This window comes from Flavivirga amylovorans, assembly GCF_030540875.1.
Taxonomy (GTDB): domain Bacteria; phylum Bacteroidota; class Bacteroidia; order Flavobacteriales; family Flavobacteriaceae; genus Flavivirga; species Flavivirga amylovorans.
This window is the reverse complement of the sequence record NZ_JAUOEM010000006.1, coordinates 328,653-352,426: the sequence shown is the minus strand read 5'-3', so window position 1 is coordinate 352,426 and position 23,774 is coordinate 328,653. Positions and strand designations below refer to the sequence as shown.

General features: G+C 32.9%; 19 protein-coding genes and 1 rRNA gene. 14 read left to right on the top strand and 6 right to left on the bottom strand.

From position 1 onward, the window contains the following. From rrf to Q4Q39_RS17615, 4 genes are all read left to right on the top strand, one after another. Positions 1-78 (top strand): 5S ribosomal RNA (gene rrf / locus Q4Q39_RS20680); the annotation flags it as partial. A gap of 588 nt (positions 79-666) precedes the next feature. Next, entirely contained in the window at positions 667-3,114 is a 2,448-nt protein-coding gene (locus Q4Q39_RS17625) for a helix-turn-helix domain-containing protein (protein ID WP_303283880.1), read from the top strand. A 499-nt stretch (positions 3,115-3,613) separates the two neighbouring features. Beyond that, positions 3,614-4,492, top strand: a complete 879-nt coding sequence (locus Q4Q39_RS17620) for a hypothetical protein (RefSeq protein WP_303283879.1) — start codon at positions 3,614-3,616, stop codon at positions 4,490-4,492. Positions 4,493-4,513: 21 nt separating this feature from the next. Continuing rightward, on the top strand, positions 4,514-5,020 hold the full coding sequence (locus Q4Q39_RS17615) for a hypothetical protein (RefSeq protein WP_303283878.1): 507 nt from the start codon (positions 4,514-4,516) through the stop codon (positions 5,018-5,020). A 176-nt stretch (positions 5,021-5,196) separates the two neighbouring features. On the opposite strand, the gene Q4Q39_RS17610 is transcribed toward Q4Q39_RS17615, so the two are convergent. From Q4Q39_RS17610 to Q4Q39_RS17585, 6 genes are read right to left on the bottom strand one after another with little or no spacing between them, the layout of a single operon-like run. After that, complete coding sequence (locus Q4Q39_RS17610; protein ID WP_303283877.1) at positions 5,197-6,501, bottom strand: cryptochrome/photolyase family protein; 1,305 nt, start codon at positions 6,499-6,501, stop codon at positions 5,197-5,199. Continuing rightward, complete coding sequence (locus Q4Q39_RS17605; RefSeq protein ID WP_303283876.1) at positions 6,502-7,191, bottom strand: SDR family NAD(P)-dependent oxidoreductase; 690 nt, start codon at positions 7,189-7,191, stop codon at positions 6,502-6,504. It lies immediately after the preceding gene. Further along, complete coding sequence (locus Q4Q39_RS17600) at positions 7,192-7,689, bottom strand: SRPBCC family protein (RefSeq protein ID WP_303283875.1); 498 nt, start codon at positions 7,687-7,689, stop codon at positions 7,192-7,194. A 3-nt stretch (positions 7,690-7,692) separates the two neighbouring features. Further along, the gene (locus Q4Q39_RS17595; protein ID WP_303283874.1) at positions 7,693-7,869 is read right to left on the bottom strand and encodes a Lacal_2735 family protein; all 177 of its coding nucleotides are present in this window, start codon (positions 7,867-7,869) and stop codon (positions 7,693-7,695) included. A gap of 10 nt (positions 7,870-7,879) precedes the next feature. Then, entirely contained in the window at positions 7,880-8,341 is a 462-nt protein-coding gene (locus Q4Q39_RS17590; RefSeq protein WP_303283873.1) for a TspO/MBR family protein, read from the bottom strand. Between the two features lie 25 nt (positions 8,342-8,366). Beyond that, complete coding sequence (locus Q4Q39_RS17585; RefSeq protein ID WP_303283872.1) at positions 8,367-9,785, bottom strand: SDR family oxidoreductase; 1,419 nt, start codon at positions 9,783-9,785, stop codon at positions 8,367-8,369. A 159-nt stretch (positions 9,786-9,944) separates the two neighbouring features. Here Q4Q39_RS17585 and Q4Q39_RS17580 point away from each other — a divergent pair, with 159 nt between their 5' ends. The 10 genes from Q4Q39_RS17580 to Q4Q39_RS17535 all read left to right on the top strand — a co-directional run bounded on the left by Q4Q39_RS17580 (position 9,945) and on the right by Q4Q39_RS17535 (position 23,773). After that, positions 9,945-10,442 (top strand): CIA30 family protein, encoded by a 498-nt coding sequence (locus tag Q4Q39_RS17580; protein ID WP_303283871.1) that lies wholly within the window; start codon positions 9,945-9,947, stop codon positions 10,440-10,442. Positions 10,443-10,560: 118 nt separating this feature from the next. Continuing rightward, positions 10,561-11,235 (top strand): TetR/AcrR family transcriptional regulator, encoded by a 675-nt coding sequence (locus Q4Q39_RS17575; protein WP_303283870.1) that lies wholly within the window; start codon positions 10,561-10,563, stop codon positions 11,233-11,235. 50 nt (positions 11,236-11,285) lie between these two features. Further along, the gene (locus Q4Q39_RS17570; RefSeq protein ID WP_303283869.1) at positions 11,286-11,555 is read left to right on the top strand and encodes a hypothetical protein; all 270 of its coding nucleotides are present in this window, start codon (positions 11,286-11,288) and stop codon (positions 11,553-11,555) included. Positions 11,556-11,677: 122 nt separating this feature from the next. Beyond that, positions 11,678-13,354, top strand: coding sequence for a peptidase domain-containing ABC transporter (locus Q4Q39_RS17565; protein ID WP_303283868.1), 1,677 nt, complete (start codon positions 11,678-11,680; stop codon positions 13,352-13,354). Beyond that, on the top strand, positions 13,347-14,705 hold the full coding sequence (locus tag Q4Q39_RS17560) for an HlyD family secretion protein (RefSeq protein WP_303283867.1): 1,359 nt from the start codon (positions 13,347-13,349) through the stop codon (positions 14,703-14,705). Before Q4Q39_RS17565 ends, Q4Q39_RS17560 begins: the two co-directional genes overlap by 8 nt. Positions 14,706-14,709: 4 nt before the next feature. After that, positions 14,710-16,116, top strand: a complete 1,407-nt coding sequence (locus Q4Q39_RS17555; protein WP_303283866.1) for a TolC family protein — start codon at positions 14,710-14,712, stop codon at positions 16,114-16,116. A 964-nt stretch (positions 16,117-17,080) separates the two neighbouring features. Continuing rightward, a complete protein-coding gene (locus tag Q4Q39_RS17550) occupies positions 17,081-19,384 on the top strand; it encodes a chondroitinase-B domain-containing protein (RefSeq protein WP_303283865.1) in 2,304 nt (767 codons plus the stop codon). Between the two features lie 4 nt (positions 19,385-19,388). Next, a complete protein-coding gene (locus Q4Q39_RS17545) occupies positions 19,389-20,390 on the top strand; it encodes a sugar kinase (RefSeq protein WP_303283864.1) in 1,002 nt (333 codons plus the stop codon). A gap of 73 nt (positions 20,391-20,463) precedes the next feature. Then, complete coding sequence (locus Q4Q39_RS17540; protein ID WP_303283862.1) at positions 20,464-21,507, top strand: polysaccharide lyase family 7 protein; 1,044 nt, start codon at positions 20,464-20,466, stop codon at positions 21,505-21,507. After that, complete coding sequence (locus Q4Q39_RS17535) at positions 21,500-23,773, top strand: heparinase II/III domain-containing protein (RefSeq protein WP_303283861.1); 2,274 nt, start codon at positions 21,500-21,502, stop codon at positions 23,771-23,773. The genes Q4Q39_RS17540 and Q4Q39_RS17535 overlap by 8 nt, the downstream gene beginning before the upstream one ends. Position 23,774 lies beyond the last annotated feature (1 nt).

Here is a 23,774-nt window from a genome sequence, read left to right as displayed (position 1 = left end):
TTACCATTCCGAACAGAGAAGTTAAGCCCATTAGCGCCGATGGTACTACATTCGTGGGAGAGTAGGTCGTTGCCTTTTTTAGAAACCCTTCATAGAAATATGAAGGGTTTTTTGTTTTTATACGTTTTGTCTTATACGGTCATTGTAAGGCGCTTTTTGGAGACGTGGAAATCTCTTTTTGTATTAAAATAACGTGAGTTTCTATGTAAACTTTATTGAAAACATCTTATATAATCCATTGAAATACAGCTGTTTGTAATGTCGACAGCGCGAAGCATGAGCCTTTCGACTGCGCTCAAGATAAACTTGAGACATCTCATTATGATGAGATTCCCTGCCGGCAGGCACCTCGAAAGCCCTGCTTGATATCTTCAAACAAAATATATTTTGTTTTCGATAGTGTCGGGAATGACATGATTTCTTCTTAGGAGTCTTTTAAGTATTTGATTATCAGTTTTAATATGCCGAACTGACGTTAAAACAAGTTTTTTGAATTAAGATCCAATTTAAAAGAAGACCTCAGTTCGACCGTGTTCAGTAGAGTCTAACACACTTCCTTCATAAGGACGATTTTATGTCTTTAAAATATATCAAAATTATTTAAACATTTTAGCCTAAAACTCGTAGTAGCTTTCTTATCTTTAGTTCGGTTTTATAAAAAGCAAAATGACTGAAAATAAAGAACTTGATTTAGCTTGGAACTTTGTTAATAATACGGATAGAAATATTTTTTTAACCGGTAAAGCTGGTACTGGAAAAACGACGTTTTTACATAAGTTAAAAATGAGATCTTTAAAACGTATGGTTGTTGTAGCTCCTACCGGGGTGGCAGCAATCAATGCCAAAGGCGTTACGATACATTCTTTTTTTCAAATGCCTTTTGGACCCCTTTTGCCAGATACAGACCTGAATAATACATCTTCTGGTTTTAATAGAAAATTCAGCAAGACAAAGATTAACATTATTAAATCTCTGGACTTATTAGTTATTGATGAGATTAGTATGGTACGTGCCGATTTATTGGACGGTATTGATAGGGTTTTAAGACGTTTTAAAAATAGAAATAAAGTATTCGGAGGAGTTCAATTATTAATGATAGGTGATTTACAACAATTATCTCCTATTATAAAAGAAGATGAGTGGGAATTATTGAAACCTTTTTATAAAAACGGTTTCTTTTTTAGTAGCCAAGCGTACATGCAAAGTGAAGCCATTACAATTGAACTAAAGCATATTTATAGGCAGGACAATCCTAAGTTTATTAATATTCTTAATGAGATTCGAACCAATACATTAACACAAGCTTCGGCAGACGAATTAAACAAACGTTATCAACCCGATTTTGTACCAGATGAAAAAGAAGGCTATATATCCTTAACAACGCATAATAATAAAGCAGAACAGACCAATAATAGAGAACTTGATAAACTTAAAACGAAACATTATACTTATAGTGCTACAGTTGAAGGTAAATTTCCTGAGTATGCCTATCCTAACAAAGAAGAATTAACCTTAAAAGTAGGAGCGCAGGTCATGTTTATTAAAAATGATAGCTCACCCGAAAAGCGCTATTTTAATGGTAAAATCGGTAAAGTAATTCATCTGGATATCAATGAAGTCATAGTGCATTGTCAAGATGATGATTTTAATATTGTAACCACGCCAGAAATATGGGAGAATATTAATTATAGTGTAGATGCAGAAACCAAAGCCATTACCGAAAATAAAATAGGTGCCTACACGCAGATGCCATTAAGGTTGGCATGGTCAATTACCATACATAAAAGTCAAGGTTTAACCTTTGAAAAAGCGATTATTGATGCGCAAGGCGCTTTTGCTCACGGACAAACCTATGTAGCGCTAAGTAGATGTAAATCTTTAGAAGGTTTGGTATTAAATAGCAAAATAAACTCTAGCCATATTATTAGCGATGGTAACGTATTATCTTTTAATAAAATGGCTGAAGAAAACCAGCCAGACGAACGTATTTTGCTAGCATCAAAATCGGAGTTTCAGTTGAATTTAATCGCAGAATTATTCGATTTCTATAAATTTCTATATCCGATAGGACGACTACTTGATATGTATTATAAAAATAGAACGAGTATTGAAGGACAAGTTGAAGATCCTTTAAATACGATGAAATCGTGTGTGACAGACTTGCTAAAAGTAGCCAACGGATTTAAAGCGCAACTAAATATTTTAGCTGAAGCTTCTAAAGAAGAGCCAGAGTCGAACAAAACACTTCAAGAACGTTTTATAAAAGCAATCAACTATTTTAATGATCAGACTGCATTACATATAAGCCCAGCTATTAAATCCTTTGGATTTACTACAGATAACAAAACAATTGAAAAAGATCTTCTCAAGCAGTTTGACACTTTAGAAGAATTGTTGGCAACTAAGTTATTGTATTTTGAAGGTTTGACAGCTGGTTTTAATGTTAATACTTTTTTAGAATTACGAGCTAAATCTGTTTTTCTTGCTAAAGAAAAACCTAAAAAGGCTAGAAAAACAGTTATTGATGGGACTACAAATATTGAGTTATTTGAATTGCTACGTGAGTTGCGAAATGATATAGCCAAGCAAGAAGACTTGATACATTATCAAGTATTTACACAAAAAGCTCTATACGATATGTGTGAAACCCTACCAACTAATAAAAAAGAATTATTGCAGGTTAATGGTATGGGGAAGGTTCGGGTTGAAAAATATGGAAGTGCTATTTTGGAAGTGATTAGAGCCTATTGCGACGAGCACGATATAGAAACATCTGCAGCCAGTGAGATAGATTTTGTTGAAGCTCCAAAACCTAAGAAAAAGAAAGGGGATACAAAAAAGATCTCTTTAGATTTGTTTAAAACAGGGAAATCTGCTGATATGATCGCTTTAGAACGCGATTTGAACGTCAATACCATTATGGGGCATTTGGCTAGTTTTATACCTTCTGGAGAAGTAAAAATAACCGATTTAATTTCTAAAACCCACTACGAAGAACTTAAAATGATTATTCCCAAAACAAAATTTGAAAATCTATCAGATTTAAAACACAAGATAGATGCTAAATATACTTACGGAGAACTTCGTTTGGTAGTTGATGATTTATTTAAATAGTTTATTGGTTTTTAAAGTGTATTATAATGTTCTACATAATATGACTTTGAATTGGCAATTGCAAATAGAAACGAACACATTCTGGGATATTTTACATAATATGGAATTATAGCTATCATTTTTTTTATAAATGGATCTTAATCGTAAAACATCATAATTTCACCAACGCACCATCTGTTTTATAAATGGCTTCATCCACTGGATAAACCCATTTTAAAATGTACTATAATGTTCTGCGTTATGTAACTTTGCTTTGGTAAAAGCGAAGTTCTTACCTCAAATCTTCTTTGGTTTTTTTCTTCTCAAATGTATCTTTTAAAATGTAATGGAATACGCTTTTTGCTGAAAGGGCAGATGAGCGGAGGAAAAATGTGTATGGAATGGATTGTTAATTATATCTTTAAAAAGTCATGAAATTTCGTAATAAAAAATGATTGATTTTCATACGTTTTTTAACTAAACAATTTGTTTCTATGTTACATATTTACTAAATTTCAGCATGAATGATAAAGAGTTGGCACAGAACTATATAAAAGCTGCAATTGCTAAAGCTAACAAACTCGAAACTGAGATTATCGTCATGCTTTCAGCTCTAGTCCTTATATGGATAAGTATGGAAACCATGCTCCCTAATGTTAAAAAAGAGGTTTATCAGTACAACGGATATCAAACCCAAGTAGGGAATATATCCGATCAAATAAGAGACAATAGATATGCTCTTGATGTCGTTCGGATGAAAATAGATACAATTTCTTCAGAAGAAACAAAAATCGATTTGCAAAATAGAGAACAAAGAATCAGAAATTCACTTATCTATTTAAGAGATATGCAACAAGACATCAAGAAAAATGTTTCATTATCTCATAGTCAAATTGATTTCGAATTGCCTTTTGTTGGAAAAACAAAAGGACCCTATTATCTGAGCACTCTTATCTGCAATTTTTTAATTTTGATTTTCATTTTTTATCTCTTCAGAAGTAGGGAAAAATTGTTTTTTTATTACTACAATGGTTTAATGATCTTACAAAATGAAGTCTCTAATAAAATTAATAGAGACTTAGCTTTAGTTTTTCCAAGATGGTGTTTACCTCTTCGAAAGCCAAATCATATACTACATCCGTCTGTGTTGGCTAAATCTTTTGGAAAGAAATCCATCACAAGCATTGATAATTATATCTATCCAATTCTCATGTTTGGAATTATTGCTATAATCTCACTACGCTCAATATATTTATCATACTGGATTATAAACGATTTGAAATTCATTTGGTGGTATTGGGGAATAGTAACAGTCAATGTTTTAACATTAACTGCAATAATATACTTATGCACTCGGTGGTTTTCCAGAAGAAATGTAAAATCTTTGATATTGTATTAACTTTAGAACTAAATAATAGAAGTGAAAAGGAAAGATTTTTTAAGACTAGCAGCGAGCATTGGAATTTCGTTAGGTTTCACCACGACAGTCTTTTTGACAACTAGTACGAAAGTTCCACGTAGGAGGCGTAGGTCCAAAAGTAGTAGTCAGAGTAAAATCCATAAATGTGAACAAGGTGTGACGAAGTTATTAAAAGCAAAAGATTATCTAGGTGCTATAGAGTTTCTTGAATCCAAAAATTTTGGCTTGATTGAACCAAAATCATATTATACAGAAAAGCTTGCTCATGTATCAAATAACAAGGGCTTCAAGTTATTAAATTTACTTGCAGGATTGAAGTTGCGTTATCAAACCCAACCAGAATTTTCGCAATTTCTGTCCAAAATGAAAAAATATACTGAACAAAACAAAGATTTTAAAGTGATTCTATTTGTTCATTGGTCTAGTTTGCCTTTCAAAAATAAATGGCTGAAGGAAAATTCTAAAACAAAAAATAATTTAAGAACCTGGGCTGGTAATGTAGTGTAGCATGTGGCCGTATGGCCAAGGGAGTGGTTCGAATCCACTTCAGTTCAGGTTCATTTTTATCTATTCTAAGGTCGATTACAATAAAACTCAGAAGATTAAAGTTTATAAAGCAATTTTATATAATGACTGATTATAATATTGAAAATGAATTATAATTGTTCTTATGTAAAATAAAATCACTCCAAAGCATCCTTGTAAACCTGTAAACAACGTTCCCTAGCTAATTTATGCTCCACTAATGGTAAGGAATAGGTAAGCTCTTGAAATTCAGGTACCCATTTTCGGATATAATTCAGCTCTTTGTCAAATTTTTGTACTTGAGAAGTTGGATTAAAAATACGAAAATAAGGAGCTGCGTCGGTACCACATCCAGCAACCCATTGCCAATTACCAATATTGCTTGACATCTCATAATCCAATAGCTTTTTAGCAAAATAGGCTTCACCCCATCGCCAATCGATAAGCAGGTGTTTGCATAAAAAACTAGCAACCACCATACGCACTCGATTATGCATATTACCAGTCGTATTGAGTTCGCGCATGCCAGCATCAACAATCGGGTACCCAGTTTCTCCTTGACACCACAGCTGAAATTCCTGTTCATCGTTACGCCAAACAATCCAATCATACTTGGGTTTAAAGGCTTTTGTTACCGTATCGGGGTAATGCCATAAGATCTGCATAAAAAATTCACGCCAGATGAGTTCTTTTAAAAAAGTGATATTTGGTTGTTTAAAAGCTAACAACACAATATCTCGAATACTTACGGTGCCGAAACGTAAATGAACGCCAAGTTTGGAACTACCGTTGAGCGCAGGGAAGTTTCGTTTGCTTTCATAGTCGTTTATAAAAGTTGCATTTAGGGTATAACCATTTATTTTTATTGCAGAGGCTTTAAACCCCATATCTTGTAGCGATGGGAAAATGGAGTCATTATTTTTTACAAGGTTTTCTAAATGTTTTTCAGAAGGATAGTTTTGAACGCTCTGATTTTTAAATGCTTCCAACCATTTTTTCGAATAAGGTGTATACACTTTATAAGGCGTACCATCTTGCTTTACAATCTCATTGCGTTCAAAAATAACCTGATCTTTAAAGCTTGTAAATGTGATGCCTTCAGACATTAAAAGTGTTTCTATGTGCTGATCACGCTGTAAAGCATAAGGTTCATAATCTCGGTTTGTAAAAACGGATGTGATGTGATACTCGTACATTAATTGTTTATAAACAGCCTCTGGTTTTCCGTAATAGATGGCTAAACAACGTCCGAATGTTTTTAGTTTGTCATTAATTTTTTCTAATTGTTCATGAATAAACGTGACGCGGGCATCATCCTTATCTAGTGTGTCAAGAATATCAGGATCAAAAATAAAAAGAGGCAACACAGGCGTACCCGATGTCAATGCTTTGTATAAACCAGCATTATCATGAAGCCTTAAATCTCTTCTAAACCAGAAAACAGAAACGGTTTGTTTTTTCATTTAATTGATATTCAAAGTTGAGAGTCCACCATCAACCCCTATAATTTGTCCTGTAATCCAGGAACTTTGTTCACTCAATAAAAAGGTGGCAATATGTGCGATATCATGAGCTTCTCCAACACGTTTTAAGGGGTGGCGATCTCCCATAGCCTCTTTCTTTTTATCATTGTTTAGTAATCTACCCGCCAACGGTGTGTTTACTAATGAAGGCGCGATCACATTTATTCTTATTTTAGGAGCGTATTCTGCTGCCATAGACTTAGCAAAACCTTCTACAGCACCTTTAGCTGCTGCTACACTGGTATGAAACGGCATGCCAGTTCCTACAGCAATCGTACTAAAAAAGACCATGCTTGACGAGTCAGACATTCGAGGTATAATGGCTTTGACTACTTTGACTAGACTAAAAAAATTGACTTGCATATCCGATTCAAAAGTATCTAAATCCATCATTTTAAATGGTTTTAAATTAATAGAACCAGGACAATAGATAAAACCATTTAAACTTTCTGGCAGATTAGATGTGTTTAAATCATCTTTAGTGGCATCAAATGGGACATGAACAACATTTGGATGCGACAAAGAGTCATTGGTACGCGATGCAATAAATAGCTTGTGGTCTTCTTGTAGTTTACTCACAATGGAAGCTCCGATACCTCGCGTACCACCTATAATTAATATATGTTTCATTTAAAAAGATTTTAAGGTAAGCTCATTTGGAATGGATTCTATTTTACCAAAGCGCTCCGTTAGTATTTTTTCTCTATAACTAAAAATTTGTTTTAGTTGTTTTTTTACAAGTATAGGATGCGCCAGTTGCCCCAATATCCCAAAGGGTATTTTATAATCAATAATATCTTCCATTTCTATACCACCGTCAATGTCTTTTATAAAATGTTTATGATGCCATAAGGCATACGGACCAAAGCGCTGTTCGTCAACAAAATACTCCCCTTCTTTTACATGTGTAATTTCCGTGACCCATTTGGTCGTATATCCAGGAAAAGGCGATACTTTATACTGAATAATTTGTCCTGGAAACATAGGCCGATCTGCTCCAGACAAGATATGAAACCCCATATGGTTCGGAGTAATGACTTTTAGGTTTGCCGGATTGGATAGAAACTCCCATGCTTTTTGCTTTGAAATGGGGAATGTTTGTTTTGAATGTAATTGATAGAGTTTCATAAGCTAATTTAATTTAGAGACTAATTTTTCTATTTCTTTAAATACTTGGTCAGCTTCGGCATATTTTTCGTCACTCATTTTTCTATTAACTTTAGAGAGTTTGTGAGCGTCATCCAATAGCTTTTTGTACGTGTCATTAAGCTTTTGAAGGGGTGATTTTTTCTTAAAAAAATTAAACATATCGTTTGTTTTAATTATACATAAGGATGTAAAGGTTCAGAGATGTTGCCACACAAAGCCAAACGGCATAGGGCACAATAAATAGGCTTTTGAGTTTGATAACGTTATAAAACGCAATCAAAAAGTAAAAAACCAATAAGCTGAGCAGTATTAAATTTATAAACCCTAAAGTGATACTATGCTGATTGAAAAACACAAAATTCCAATTAATATTCAATAAAAATTGTATAGCAAACAGTATCGCTATTTTATTTGATGCTAAGGCATCATACAAGAAGGTCATGTAAATAGAAAAGCATATCATAATAGTACTCCATGCAGTTCCAAATACCCACCCAGGAGGCGTCCACGGTGCTTTATTTAGATCCATATACCACTCTGTAGTTGGTCCGTTTTCCATAAGCAAAGTACCAATACCCAATGCTCCAAAATTGATGAGGAGGAATATGAAGAATAACATTATTTTTTTCATTTTTTTTAAATTTTAATGCTTGCGATCAGGCAGCAATTTTATTGATCATACCGTTAAAAATTAAACCGTGAAAGGGTAAAACGACATACCAATATAACCGTCCCCATAGTCCTTTAGGTCTAAAAGTAGCCGTTTGCGTAAGGGTATTATTATTAATTTTAAATTCTAACCATGCTTCACCAGGTAGCCGCATTTCAGCAAACAATAGGAGTCGCTTTTCTTCCATATCAACATAAAGCACACGCCAGAAATCTAAAGCATCTCCAGCCTCTAATTCACTAGGATGCCTTCTGCCGCGCCGTAAGCCAATACCACCTGCCACCTTATCGATGTAGCCTCTTATTTTCCAAAGGATCGTACCATAATACCAACCATTTTGACCACCAATGGCCCAAATACGTTTCGTAGTTTGTGTTTCATTATTGATGTCTCTTTTTTTGATATCCTTGAAACAACCAAACTGAGGAACTTCTATATATTGAGAGAGCTTTTTATCAAATCGCCCGCTAACTAAAGAATCTTTCCAACTAGATACAATACTATTCTGTTCTATTTTCTGGAAAGCTTTTTGTACTGCCTGTGTATAATTTATAGGAGTTATATTCAGCAATTGATTAATATTGCTAGGGTTTCCAATAACTTCAACTTTCATACTATCTACTAAAGAAATAGCTAATTTGTATGATGTTGCCGTTATAAAAAACAACCAATATGAGGATAGCTTTGGTGTCATCACGGGAACAGTTAAAATGTATCTTTTTAATTTTCTAACAGCTCCAAATTGTAGCATCATTTGTTTATAGGATAAGATGTCTGGTCCTACTATATCAAAAGATTTATTCATAACTTTGGGATGATTAATTGCTTTTGATAAAAAAGAAAGGACATCTCGAATGGCTATGGGTTGGCATCTGGTCTTTACCCATTTAGGAGTCACCATTACAGGGAGTTTTTCTACAATATCTCGTATAATTTCGAAAGAGGCACTGCCACTGCCAACAATGATTCCTGCTCTAAAAGTAGTAAGTGCATATTTGGATGACTGTAATAATTGCTCTACCTTATATCTGGATTGTAAATGCTTAGATAACTGATTGTCGTTAACAATACCACTTAAGTATATGATTTGCTTTACTTTGGTTTGTTCTAAACATTTTCTAAAATTTATAGCGCATTGTTTTTCTAAAGATTCAAATTTCTCAACACTAGAAGACATGGAGTGTATTAAATAATATCCAAGATCGATATCTTTAGGGATTTTGTTCAAGCTATCCTCTTTGAGAAAATCGACCTCGATAATAGAAACATTTATATGATTTCTTAGTGCTTGTGGCGCTCGATTTATATCCCGAACACAGCATACCAATTCATGTCCAAGTTCTAATAATATAGGAATGAGTCGCTTGCCAATATAACCAGTAGTACCAGTAACTAATATTTTCATGTTTGGTTTAAATGTCTATTTGCATTACAAATATAGTGATTAATATTATTTTGTTTAATCTTTTATTAAAATTGTTAAACATTTTATATATTTGTAAGATAAATGATTAATTGTTTAATGATGCGTATTTTAGTAATAATTTTCATACATATATGTACTATGAACACAACATCTCAAACTATCTATGCCTTTAATGCCCATAGTGACCTAACATCATGGTATGTTGTAAACGATGGTGTTATGGGTGGGCTATCCGGCTCTAAGCTTACCCTTTCTGGTGATCATTTTGGTGTTTTTGAAGGTGAAGTATCTACTAAAAATAATGGCGGTTTTACAATGATAAAACATAATTGTAGCATTAGTGATGTAAAAAAATATTCAAAAATTGTATTGAAGATTAAAGGAGATGGTAAAACATATCAATTTAGAATAAAAGATGATAGAGGGCATTATTATTCTTATGTACAAACCTTTGATACATCTAATAACAAAGAAACTATAGAATTAAAACTAAGTGATTTTAAACCAGCATTTAGAGGAAGAACATTAAATATACCATCGTTTGCAAAATCAACGATTGAGCAAGTTGCTATTCTTATTGGAAATAAAAAACAAGAGCATTTTAGGTTAGAAATTAGCGAAATAACTTTACAATAAAGGCTTGTAAATCAAAAGATAATGTTGTGAATCAGGAATTATTATGTCATGATAAATTAAATTAATAGTATTACTATTGTTTTTTAATAGTAATACTATTATATTTGTAAACATCATTATGAACACTATATCTGTACATATAAATATTAATTCGGGGCTTTATAAAAAGGATCCTAAATCTTCCGATCTTGGTAAGCGTATCGTATCTAAGAGTATAGAAATGATTCATGATATAGGGTTTGAGGATTTTACCTTTAAGAAACTGGGTGTTGAAATAACTTCAAACGAAAGTTCCATATATCGTTATTTTGAGAGTAAACATATGCTTCTTATTTATCTTATAAACTGGTACTGGAGTTGGTTGGAATACAGGTTAGCATATAAAATTCAAAATATAGAATCTCCAAAAGATAAGTTAGAAATTGCTATAAATTTACTTGTACAGGAAGTTATAGATGACAATGATTTCTCGAGTATAAATGAAATTTTATTGCATAAGATCATAGTTGACGAATCTTCTAAAGCATACCATACCAAATCGGTTGATGCTGAAAATGAAAAAGGCTATTTTAAGTGTTATAAACGTGTTGTAAAACGTGTAAGCGATTTAGTTCTTGAGTGTAATCCTGATTTTGAATTTCCGCATATGCTGATTTCAACTGTTATAGAAGGTGCGCATCAACAACGATATTTTTCGCAGCATTTACCATCGTTAACAGATTTTGAGAAAGGGAAGAACAATATTGTCAGGTTTTATACAAATTTGGTATTTAAAACATTACATATATCATGAGTTTAAGGTTTCAAACATATAAGTCCTTATACATCTTGATCGCTACAATCATGTCATTATATTTTGTAGCGCAGTTCTCTATTCAGAATTATTTAATTGAATCGAATACTGAAATTGTTTCCTCTAAAAAAGAAGCTACCGAAGATTCAGAAAAGAAAGATAATACTGAGGAATTGAAAGAGGATTATAAAAAACTCTATACACCATTTGTGTATAACCTATGGCCTTTAAGTATAGAAGAGAACTTTACCTACTATCAAGAAAGGGATGACATGATAGTTAATTTCGAGGTTCTAATCCCACCCCCAGACTCGGTATAACTCCTTTTTTATGTAAATCACGTGGGTTAGACTTACATACGTACCGTAATTATATTCAATATTACATTTCAATTAAAAACAGTACCAACAAGCGTTGTTACTCTTTAGTATCATTTATTCATATGGAACAAAAACAATTAACTCCTTGGAGGAGGTTTACGGGCTTATTACAGCTTGATAAGAAAGATATAAGACAAATTTTCTATTATGCCATTTTTGCGGGTATAGTAGCTTTATCGTTGCCATTAGGAATACAGGCAATAATCAATTTTATCCAAGGTGCACAAGTATCTACTTCGTGGATTGTATTGGTCGTCTTGGTAACATTAGGTGTTGCTTTTCAAGGGGTACTACAATTAATGCAAATTAGGATTCTTGAAAACATTCAGCAAAAGATTTTTACAAGATCATCTTTTGAATTTGCGTATAGGTTTCCTAAGGTAAAGATGAGTGAACTACGAAATTTTTATCCACCAGAGTTGGCAAATAGGTTTTTCGATACACTAACAGTTCAAAAAGGCTTATCTAAAATATTAATAGATTTCCCAGCAGCATTACTACAAATAGTATTTGGGCTATTGTTGCTGTCATTTTATCACCCGTTCTTTATCATATATGGTATATTACTTATAGTTTTAGTTTATATTCTTTTTAAATCAACAGCTAGAAGAGGTCTTGAAACCAGTCTTTTGGAATCAAAAAGTAAATACAAGGTGGCTCATTGGATACAGGAGATTGCGAGATCTCTAATCAGTTTTAAGTTATCAGGTAATAGTGGCCTGGCTATGAATAGAAATGACGATTTAACCGCTCAATATTTGTCGGCAAGAGAAAGTCATTTCAAAATATTATTGACACAATTTATTCAAATGATAGGATTTAAAGTCCTAGTAACTTCTGGTTTGTTACTTATCGGGGGACTACTTGTTTTAAATCAACAAATGAATATCGGTCAGTTTGTTGCTGCCGAAATTATTATTCTGCTTTTAATTAGTTCTGTTGAAAAAGTGATTACAGGATTGGAGTCTTTTTACGATGTATTAACTTCTTTAGAAAAAATAGGTCAGGTAGTTGATAAAGAATTAGAGCCTCAAGAAGGTATCGATCCATTTGAGAACAAGAGTAGTCTTACTATTGAATTAGATGATTTAAAGTATAGTTCTCCTGAAGGACAGGAAATACTAAAAGGAATCAATTTTACGATATCTTCAAAAGATAGAATTCATTTGGACGGATCTTCTGGTTCTGGTAAAACAACGTTGCTTAAAATAATTTCAGGGTTAATAGAGCCAACAAGAGGTGATCTGTATATAAACGATGTATCGATAAAAGCGGTATGGGCAAATCGTTATAGAGCTTTTATAGGACAAGTGTTACCAGATCAAACTCCTTTTGAGGGTACCATACTTGATAATATAACGTTTGGAGCAGACAGTGTTTCGCAGGAACGGTTGCATGAAATACTAAAACAAGTAGGGTTATTAGATTTTATAAAGACCCAACCAAAAGGTTTAATGACGATGATGCATCCTGAGGGGCAGCAAATTCCGTTTACTGTTTCTAAACGTATTTTATTGGCAAGAGCGATCATTCAGAACCCAAAATTATTAATACTTAAAGACCCGCTAGAGAATTTTGAAGAGAAAGAAGTAAATCGAATTATCAATTATTTGATTTCTCCTGAAAGAGATTGGACACTCATTATTTCTAGTAGAAACCCTTCATGGAAAGATAAGTGTACCAAAAGTATGAAATTGGAAAAAGGCATATTAATAAATAAAGACAATACAGATGCTTAATATATCTCATAACCAAATAAATAAAAAGGTAACTTTAGAAGGTTATCAATCTCATAAAAAAGTATTTCAAAGAAGACATTACAAGCTGTTTAATAGGCTGTTAGGCGGGTTTTCGATTGCTGCGCTGATTGTCTTGTTTTTACCTTGGACTCAAAATGTTTCTGGAGATGGGTATGTTACCACATTAACTCCGGATCAAAGACCGCAAACGATACAATCACCTATACCGGGAAGAATTGAACAATGGTATGTTAAAGAGGGCGATTTTGTTAGGAAGGGAGACACCATCCTTCATATTTCAGAAATAAAAACCGAGTATCAAGATCCAAAACTAGTAGAACGAACGAAGCTTCAGCGTGATGCAAAAAGTAATTCGGTACAGTCTTATAAAGGTAAAGTAAAGGCACTTGGAAATCAAATAGATGCTATTTTTAATGAAAGAAGACTAAAACTTTCGCAAGCAGAAAATAAATTAAAACAATCCTATTTAAAGGTTAAAAGTGATAGTATCGATCTAGAAGCAGCGAAGACAAATTATAAAATCGCTGAAACACAATTGAAACGGATTATGACACTTCAAAAAGAAGGTTTAAAGCCTATGACAGCTGTTGAAGAGAAGCGATTAAAAATGCAGGAAACACAGGCAAAATTGATTTCGCAGGAAAATAAGTTGATGTCAAGTAAAAATGATGTATTGAATGCAAGAATTGAAATTAATAGAGTAACGGCAGAATATGCTAATAAGTTTGCTAAAACAAACAGTGAAAAATTCACAGCACAATCAAACCAGTTTGAAGCAGAAGCACAAACTTCAAAATTAGACAATCAAACATCTAATTACGAGCTTAGAAATGCATTTTATTATGTAACAGCACCACAAGATGGTTATGTAAATAAGGCGTTACGAGCTGGTATTGGAGAAACATTTAAAGAAGGGGAAGCCTTGGTTGGCATCATGCCTGCTAATTACGATCTGGCAGTAGAAACCTTTGTAGAGCCTATAGATTTACCATTGATACATAAAGGAGAACGCGTAAGAATTCAATTTGATGGCTGGCCAGCGATCTTCTTTAGTGGATGGCCCAATGCGGCATTCGGAACTTTTGGCGGAAAAGTAGTGGCTGTAGAAACATTTATTAGCGATAATGGAAAATTTAGGGTGCTTATTGCTCCTGATGAGAATGAAAATGAGTGGCCTCAAAATGTTCGTGTTGGTTCTGGTGCCTATACTATAGCTCTATTAGAGGATGTATCAATTTGGTTTGAAGTGTGGAGAAAGTTAAATGGATTTCCGCCTAATTATTATATGCCAAGTCAAAACAATACAAAGGATAAAACCGCAAAAAAATAAAAAGATGAAAATTTTATTTAACTGTTGTATATTTTTTTTCAGTCTTTCTATAGTGGCTCAGGATACGTTAATAGATTCCTTATCGTTTCAAGAGTATATGGGGTATGTAAAACAGCATCATCCTTTGGTAAAGCAAGCAAATTTGACTTTGAATGCAGGAGAGGCGAACCTTTTAAAAGCTAAAGGAGGCTTCGATCCGAAGGTTGAAGTTGATTTTAATCGAAAGAAGTTTAAGAATACAGAATACTATAATGAACTAAACGCTACTTTTAAAGTGCCAACGTGGTATGGTGTGGAGTTTAAAGCAAATTTTGAGCAAAATTCAGGCGCTTTTTTGAGCCGGGATTTATCGGTGCCTGATGATGGTTTATATAGTGCAGGTGTGTCCGTATCTTTGGCACAGGGGTTGTTGATTAATGATAGAATGGCTTCACTTAAAAAAGCACGCTTTTTTAGAGAGCAATCAAAAGCAGATAGAGATCTATTAGTTAATAATGTATTGTTTGAAGCAGGTATGGCCTATACAGAATGGCTAGAAGCTGCAAATGAAGAGCGTATATTTTCTAACTTTTTAGAGAATGCTAATACTCGCTTTTTGGCTGTAAAACGTAGTGCAGAAACGGGGCAGTTAGCAACTATAGATTCTGTAGAAGCAAAAATAGCTTTACAGAATAGGCAGTTGAGTTTTGAAGCAGCCAAGCTTAAACGTATTAAGGCGGCCTTAAAAGCCAGTAATTATTTATGGATACAAGGCATCCCACTAGAAATTGAAGAGACTATTTTTCCTTCTAAACCTTCTGTAGATGACTTAAATATGTCATTAATGATAGAACAAAGCTTAATAGATTCCTTAACTTTAGATAATCATCCTAAATTAAGATCATTAGAAAACAAGATAAAAGCATTAAAAATCGATAGGAATTTAAAAATGAATAAATTATTACCTAAACTCGATTTACAATACAATTTTTTATCTGAAGATTATGAACCATTGCAGAATTTCAATACCGCCAACTATAAGGCATTTTTGAATTTTAGTGTGCCTCTTTTTCTTCGAAAAGAACGAGGTGATTTAAAACTAGCAAAATTAAAATTACAGGATGTAAATTATGAAAGAACATCACAAATGCTCACCATTAAAAATAAAATTAGCGCTATCAATAACGAAATGGCGTCTCTGGATAAACAGGAAGGTATTGTAAATAATGTTGTTGCCAATTATCAGGTACTATTAAAAGGAGAAGAACGTAAATTCTTTTTAGGTGAGAGTTCCTTATTTCTTATCAATTCGCGAGAGCGTAGTTTAATTGATGCTCAATTAAAAGAAAATAACATTATTATTAAGCGCCTTGAATCCAGTATCCAATTTTTTAACACCCTTGGTTTAAGTCCGGTAGATAATATTAGATAAATTGTAATTCATTTCGGTTTAGTCATGTTTCTTTTTTAGAGATTTAAGGGTTTAAATGATACTTCAAAAAGAAACTCTCGGAAATCTTAATGATATATACCTTTTTCTTAAGCTAGTAGTACTAAGAGAAATTCTATTGTTTTGTTTTTTCTGATAGACTAAATACGGCAGAATTGATTAAAGCGGTAAAATTGACAGAGGGTATGTTTGTAGCACAAGATGATTTTCAATTACTAGAGTAGAGAAGGGTTTCGGACTTGTTTATAATCAAATAAACTTTTTAAAAACAAAAAATCCCGTAAACTAAAGTTTTTGGGTTTTTTCGTGGTATCTCTAGAAACTTCCAGTTTTATAACTGTGTGCATCAATGTATATTTATATATGCATTTCAAGTAAATCTTAAATTGTAAAATATACTTCTGTGCGTCTATGTATTGGTGAGTATTCGAGAGCATAATTTAGACAGAATACCACTACAACTTAATGTTCAATAAAGATTTAAGTTGTTATTTATACGTATTCTTTTAGCCATATTTACTTGTAAAACATTATATCATTTAGGTGAAATAACAAGTGAATTCACTTCCTATTTATATACTTGTAAGTATTTTCACTATATTCAGTATGCGAAAGAAAGTACTATAGTATAGCATTTAATAAATTGTTTCTAAACCTTAATACTATGCTTCTTAGAAAGTAACATGTTATTAATTTGAATAATGGTCTGTAAGTTATTAGACATATAGCTAAGTTTTTTTATTCAAAATTTGTTTATATAAAAAACATTCATATATTTGGAAAACCAATCTGGTAAACCAATTTATTTTTCCAAGAAACATAATTGATATTAGTAAATAGTTGAGTTTAGAGTTTTTTGAATAGTTGTTTAGTTTTAAAAGAAAGTCTTTGTAGAGATAAAGACTTTCTTTTATTATCTTAAAGTTAATTGTTAATCCTTGATTTTATGAAAAAGTTCTTTGTACATGTTTTTATTGGAGTTTTTATTGTTTCCTGTAATAATGATTCTGTTAAGTCAGGTGTTTTTGTTGAAAATATTTCAGAATTAGAAGCTTCTATTAATAATGCTAAACCAGGTAATGTTATTTTTTTAAAAAATGGTATATGGAAGAACGTTCAAATTAAGTTTAAAGCTGAAGGAGTTGAAAATAATCCTATTACAATTAAAGCAGAAACTCCTGGAAAAGTTTTTATTGAAGGTGTTTCTAATGTGAAGTTCGGAGGGAAATATTTAATAATTGATGGATTGCATTTCAGAAATGGTTACTCACCAAGTGATGCTGTAATCGAATTTAAAATTGATAAAAAAACTATAGGTAATCATTGTACGGTTACTAACTGTGTTATTGAAGATTTTAATAAAATGAGTCGTGATGATGCCGACCGTTGGATTCAATTTTGGGGTAGGCACAACACACTGAAGAATTGCTATATTAAAGGGAAAACTAATCGAGGGCCAACAATTCGTATAGATTTAAAAGGTAATGAACACATTAATAATTACCACCAGATAGTTAACAATCATTTTGGCCCGCGTCCTCCAAAGGGAGGTGCCAGTGGAGAAACCATTCAAATAGGAGATAGTTATTCTTCCATGTCTCCTAGTTATACTATGGTTGCAAATAATCTTTTTGAGGAATGTAATGGTGAGGTCGAGATTATTTCAAGTAAGACCAATTTTAACGAATTTAGAAATAATGTATTTTATAAAAGTGAAGGCTCACTTGTAACAAGGCATGGAAATTACTGCACTATAGATGGTAACTACTTTATTGGAGATGGTAAAAACGAAAATATTGGTGGAATAAGAATCATTAATACGGGGCATTGGGTTACCAATAATTATTTCTATAACCTAAAAGGAAAGAGTTTTAGAAGCCCTCTGGCAGTAATGAATGGCATTCCAAAATCGCCATTAAATCGTTACAATCAAGTAACCGATGTTGTGGTTGCCTATAACACCTATATAAATTGTGATGCGCCATGGCAATTTGGTGTTGGACAAAATTTAGATCAAAAAAATGTTTTGCCACCTTCTGAAATTCGTTCTTCAAGACCTTTAAGAACATTAGTGGCAAATAATCTACTTTATAATGAGGTAGGTGATAAATCTCCGATTGTGGAACATGATCAAGCTGATGGTGTAACTTTTAAAAGTAACATTATCAATAATAAAAACGTCGAGTTTGTATCTTATAAAGGATTAGAACCAAAAGTTTTCGGATTGAATAAAGTATCAGACCATGTTTTTGGGGCAACAGGCATTAATGATGTTGAGCCTTATCAAGGTTTTGAATTTGAAAAAATATCCAATGACTTATTCGGAAATTCAAGAAAAAATAACAACATTATTGGTGCAATAGTTTCAATTAAAGATCCAAATATTTTAGACAAAACGAAGTATGGCCCAAGTTGGTATTCTGATGAGGTAGAAGCTAAAGAGCCTAAAACTATTAAAGTTTCTGCTAAAGATAGTTTTCAATCTAAAATAGATGAAGCTAATAGTGGTGATATAATTATTCTAAATCAAGGAAAATATTTAATAACAAAACCTTTAGTTATTAATAAAAGGCTAACCATTAAATCTTCAAATAAAACCAAAACCGTTTTGTATTATGCAGGTGAAGAAAATTCATCACTGTTCCAACTGCATCCAAAAGGTTTTTTAGCTCTGGAAAATGTTTACTTAAAAGGAACTACTACGCAACAAGCATTTGCTTCACTAAAAGAGAATATGTATACTCACTTTGGGTTATCTGTTACAAATTGTGAAATAAGCGATTTCGACTTCGCTCTAAAAGTATACAAACAATCGTTTGCAGAACGTATCACTTTTAAAAACACTTCCATATCTAACTGCGAAAATGGTTTAGAGTTATCAGAAGAAACTAACGATAAAGGTGATTATAACACCGAATATTTAACCATTAATAGTTGCCAATTCACAAACGTAAAACAAAATGTTATCGATTACTATCGTGGTGGTTACGATGAATCAACTATTGGTGGGAATCTTATCCTTACAAATAGCTCTTTTATAAATTGTGGTGCCAAGGAGCAAAATGGAATATTGATTAATACCAGAGGCATTGTTAATGTAGATATTTCTAATAATACTTTTAAAAATAACCCTGTGAAACTAGTAGCTCTATTGTGGGGTGCTAAAAACAATTATCACGTAAACAACACTATTTCTAACTCGGGTAAAATATTGGTTGAAGAGCACCTTAAATTGAAGTTGATGTACTAGAATTATGACTAAAAAAGTAATAACATTTGGTGAGGTAATGATGCGTTTATCGCCACCAGGCTATGAGAAGTTTTCACAAGCATCTTCTTTTGAACTTGTTTATGGCGGAGGTGAAGCAAATGTTGCTATTTCTTGTGCTTATTTGGGAATGAAAGCTGCTCATGTTACCCGTTTTCCTAATAATGCTCTTGGAAAAGCTGCAACACAGTTTTTACGTAAACACTGGTTAAGTACTGAACATGTTATTTATGGCGATGATATGATTGGTAAGTATTTCCTAGAGAAAGGTGCTGTGCATAGACCTAGTCAGGTAATTTATGAGAGAGAAGGGTCTTCTTTCTCGTTAATTGAACCTTCAATGGTGAATTGGGAAGACGTACTTAAAGATGCCGATTGGTTTCACTGGACGGGTATTACACCTGCTATTTCAGAAGGAGCGGCAAGGTGTTGTTTAGATGCTATTAAAACGGCTAACAAAATGGGTATAACTGTTTCTGGAGATATTAATTCTAGAAGCAATATGTGGAAATACGGAAAAACCATGCAAGAAGTTATACCAAATTTGGTTGAAAACTGTGATGTTGTGATTACAAGTAGTAATGGTATTCGCGAAATGTTTGGATTGGGGGAAGCTGAGGATAAATTTCAATTTTTAGCAAAAAGGTTAATTGACGTTTACCCTAATGTAAAAAAAGTAATTAAAAAAACCAGAAGAACTATAAGTGCTTCGCACCATCAGATTCAGGGTAAATTATGGAATGGAGAAAAGTATATAAAAACTGATATGCTAAATATTACCCATATTATTGATCGTGTTGGAACTGGTGACGCTTTTGCTGCAGGACTTATATATGGATTGTTGCACTATGAGGATAAACAGGCCTTAGACTTTGCTTCAGCAGCATGTGCCTTAAAACATACCGTTCCGGGGGATGTTAATATAGTTTCACTTGAAAACGTGCAAAATCTGATGGAAGGAGATACCTCTGGAGCTTTACGGAGGTAGTGAAAAAAGGTGGTATAGTTTCTTTGTTGAAAGTATTTTGACTAACTAAACATAAATGATTAACTATAATAATATGAGTACTAAAATTATTAAATCAATATACCAACTGTTTTTATTGATTGGATTTATATTGACAATAAACAGTTGTCATGATAAAGTAAAGAAATCGGATAACATAGATATAAAAAAGATAACTTATCCAAGCGATGTTATTCCATTTATGGACAAATGGCAAATTCTTTTAGGAGATGGCACACGCTCTAAAGATTTAATAGATTATGAAAAGAGTGATTTTTTCTATGTTAAAAATGATGGCGATACGGATTGGGTAGTTTATAAAACACCTAATTCTGGTATTACGTCTCCAAATTCAAGTAATACAAGAACAGAGCTAGGAGAAAAAAAGCGTTGGATACCAGAAACAGGAGGCAAGTTAACGGGAACTTTAAAAGTACAGCATGTGTCTACTACAGGCGATGCTAGAGTTGCATCTTCATATTCTGTTGTAGTTGGTCAAATTCATAGTGATGAAGGTCATGAAAACGAACCTTTAAAAATTTTTTACAAAAAGTTTCCTGGTCATAAAAAAGGCTCTGTTTTTTGGAATTATGAAATAAATACTGAAGGGGATAATTCTGGTAGATTTGATTTCTCTACAGCGGTTTGGGGTTATGATAGATCAGTTGTTGGAACAAGTCCGGACATCTATCCTGAAGAACCTGAAGATGGTATCGCTTTAGGTGAAGAATTTAGTTATGAGGTGAACGTGTATGAAGGGGTTATGTATCTAACCTTCACTAGTGTAGGTCATAAGACTGTTAAATTCATAAAGAACTTATTGAAATCAGACTTTTCAAAAAAAGAAGATATTCCTCAACAAGTTTTGACAACATATGCATCAAAAAGAGAGGTTGGTGTTGAGCGTGAAAATGCCTATGCTGGAGAAAAGCAGTTTTTTAAACAAGGGGCTTATAATCAAGCGAACGGAAAATCCACTAAATCTGAAACTTATAATGGAGACATAGCTAAACAATATGAAAATGGGAGTTATGCCGAAGTGTGGTTTAAGGAAGGAACTTTAGGTGAAGGAATTCAAATCACAACAGAGAATGATTAGTTTTAAAAGTTATTTAGTAACCCTATTAATATTGACTCTGTTCTTTATATCATGTAAAGAGCAAATAAATTCTACTACATTATCGAATGTCAATTCTACGTCAGAGCATCCTAATTTGATACTTACCAAACAGGGTGTTAAAGACATTAGGGTTAATTTGGGCTCTATACCCATTTTTGATGAATCGTTAACTGAAACAAAAGCAGAAATAGATACCGAAATAGAAAATGGCATCGAGGTTCCAATTCCTAAAGATTATTCAGGGGGTTATACACATGAAAGGCATAAGAGAAACTTTTTGGTGATGCAAAAAGCTGGGGTATTATATCAGATTTTAAATGATGAAAGGTATGCCAAATATGTAAAGGATATGCTGTTTGAATATGCAAAAATGTATCCAACATTACCGGTGCATCCAAAACCACGCTCGTATGCCAGAGGAAAACTTTTTTGGCAATGTTTAAATGATTCTAACTGGATGGTTTATACAAGTCAAGCTTATGATTGTATTTATGATTACCTAACGGGAGAAGAACGAAATATGTTGGAAAATGATTTATTTAAACCGTTTGCAGATTTTATTTCAAAAGGAAACCCGCAGTTTTTTAATCGCGTTCATAATCATAGTACTTGGGGTAATGTAGCAGTGGGGATGATGGCTCTTGCTATGGATGATGATAGTTTATTGCAACGTGCTCTATATGGTTTAAAAGATGTAAATCTTAACCCCAATATGAAAGATAATGATGGTGGTTATATAAATAGAGATGGTAAAGTTGGCTTTTTTGCAAATTTAGATGAACCATTTTCCCCAGACGGTTATTATACTGAAGGGCCATATTACCAACGTTATGCTTCGTATCCATTTTTAATTTTTGCTCAAGCACTTCAAAATAAAAAGCCAGAGTTAAAAGTATTCCAGCATAAAGACAGTGTCCTTTTAAAAAGTGTTACTGCATTAATCAATTTATCGGATGCTGATGGTGAATTTTTTCTACTAAATGATGCTCAAAAAGGAATGTCTTATTATGCAAGGTCATTGGTTTCTGCTGTAGATATTGCGTATCATTTTGGGGGTAATAATCCAGAGTTGTTAAGTATTGCCCAAAAGCAAGGTAAAGTAACTTTAGATGATGCCGGTTTAGCGGTAGCTTTAGGAATTAGAGAAGGGAAAACACAACCTTTTAATAAAAACTCTATCGAGTTATCCGATGGACCAAACGGTGATCAAGGTGCAGTAGGAATTGTACGAAGTGGTGATTTAGAATTAGTGTTTAAATATACGGCGCATGGTTTAAGTCATGGGCACTTTGATAAATTATCGTATGCATTATTTGATGACGGCGAAGAGGTTGTTCAAGATTACGGATTGGCACGTTTTGTAAATATCGAGCAAAAAGGAGGTGGAAACTATTTAAAGGAAAATAAAACTTGGGCAAAACAAACGATTGCTCATAATACTTTGGTTCAAAATAAAACATCACATTTTCAAGGGAAATATGACATTGGTAGCAAACATCATTCAGAGCAATATATTTTTAGTGTTGATGATATAGATCTTCAAGTAGCTAGCGCGAAGGAAAATAAAGCATACTCTGAGACACAACTTCACCGAACCATAGTAATAATTAAGGATGAAGAATATGATAACCCTTATGTGTTGGATATAATGCGAGTAACTTCCGAAACTCCAAATCAATACGATTTACCTTTTTATTATTTGGGGCAGATTATGCAAACCAATTTTGAGTATTCAAAGCTGGATACTCCTCAAGTTTTAGGAAAAGCAAATGGTTATCAACATTTATACAAAGAAGCTAGTGCAACCGCAAGTGGCGACAATATTAAACTTAATTGGTTGCTTAACAATAAATTCTATACATATACCGCAACAACCTCAAATAATGATGATATTATTTTTGGTAGGATAGGAGCCAATGATCCAGAATTTAATCTACGAAATGAACCTACCTTGATTCTTAGAAAAAAGAACTTTAAAGATGCTTTGTTTGTATCTACGGTTGAGTCACATGGAACTTATAGTCCTATATCAGAGTTTGCTGTTAACGCTTATAGTAACATAAGAAATGTTTCTGTGATTTATAATTCAAATGAATATACCGCGGTACAGATTGAAATGAGCCATAGTAAACAAAATATATTCATTATTTCAAACGAAAATAATGATTCAAATAAAGAGCATAACCTTTCTATAGATGATATAGAGTATACTTGGAAAGGTTCATATACATTAATAAACTTATAAA

What these genes read in the sequence shown, in the direction of transcription:
- Q4Q39_RS17535 (WP_303283861.1), top strand. Translation starts at nt 21,500, where the DNA reads ATGATTAGTTTTAAAAGTTATTTAGTAACCCTATTAATATTGACTCTG.
- Q4Q39_RS17575 (WP_303283870.1), top strand. Translation starts at nt 10,561, where the DNA reads ATGAACACTATATCTGTACATATAAATATTAATTCGGGGCTTTATAAA.
- Q4Q39_RS17580 (WP_303283871.1), top strand. Translation starts at nt 9,945, where the DNA reads ATGAACACAACATCTCAAACTATCTATGCCTTTAATGCCCATAGTGAC.
- Q4Q39_RS17600 (WP_303283875.1), bottom strand. Translation starts at nt 7,689, where the DNA reads ATGAAACTCTATCAATTACATTCAAAACAAACATTCCCCATTTCAAAG.
- Q4Q39_RS17570 (WP_303283869.1), top strand. Translation starts at nt 11,286, where the DNA reads ATGTCATTATATTTTGTAGCGCAGTTCTCTATTCAGAATTATTTAATT.
- Q4Q39_RS17605 (WP_303283876.1), bottom strand. Translation starts at nt 7,191, where the DNA reads ATGAAACATATATTAATTATAGGTGGTACGCGAGGTATCGGAGCTTCC.
- Q4Q39_RS17565 (WP_303283868.1), top strand. Translation starts at nt 11,678, where the DNA reads ATGGAACAAAAACAATTAACTCCTTGGAGGAGGTTTACGGGCTTATTA.
- Q4Q39_RS17545 (WP_303283864.1), top strand. Translation starts at nt 19,389, where the DNA reads ATGACTAAAAAAGTAATAACATTTGGTGAGGTAATGATGCGTTTATCG.
- Q4Q39_RS17590 (WP_303283873.1), bottom strand. Translation starts at nt 8,341, where the DNA reads ATGAAAAAAATAATGTTATTCTTCATATTCCTCCTCATCAATTTTGGA.
- Q4Q39_RS17625 (WP_303283880.1), top strand. Translation starts at nt 667, where the DNA reads ATGACTGAAAATAAAGAACTTGATTTAGCTTGGAACTTTGTTAATAAT.
- Q4Q39_RS17550 (WP_303283865.1), top strand. Translation starts at nt 17,081, where the DNA reads ATGAAAAAGTTCTTTGTACATGTTTTTATTGGAGTTTTTATTGTTTCC.
- Q4Q39_RS17585 (WP_303283872.1), bottom strand. Translation starts at nt 9,785, where the DNA reads ATGAAAATATTAGTTACTGGTACTACTGGTTATATTGGCAAGCGACTC.
- Q4Q39_RS17620 (WP_303283879.1), top strand. Translation starts at nt 3,614, where the DNA reads ATGAATGATAAAGAGTTGGCACAGAACTATATAAAAGCTGCAATTGCT.
- Q4Q39_RS17560 (WP_303283867.1), top strand. Translation starts at nt 13,347, where the DNA reads ATGCTTAATATATCTCATAACCAAATAAATAAAAAGGTAACTTTAGAA.
- Q4Q39_RS17610 (WP_303283877.1), bottom strand. Translation starts at nt 6,501, where the DNA reads ATGAAAAAACAAACCGTTTCTGTTTTCTGGTTTAGAAGAGATTTAAGG.
- Q4Q39_RS17555 (WP_303283866.1), top strand. Translation starts at nt 14,710, where the DNA reads ATGAAAATTTTATTTAACTGTTGTATATTTTTTTTCAGTCTTTCTATA.
- Q4Q39_RS17540 (WP_303283862.1), top strand. Translation starts at nt 20,464, where the DNA reads ATGAGTACTAAAATTATTAAATCAATATACCAACTGTTTTTATTGATT.
- Q4Q39_RS17595 (WP_303283874.1), bottom strand. Translation starts at nt 7,869, where the DNA reads ATGTTTAATTTTTTTAAGAAAAAATCACCCCTTCAAAAGCTTAATGAC.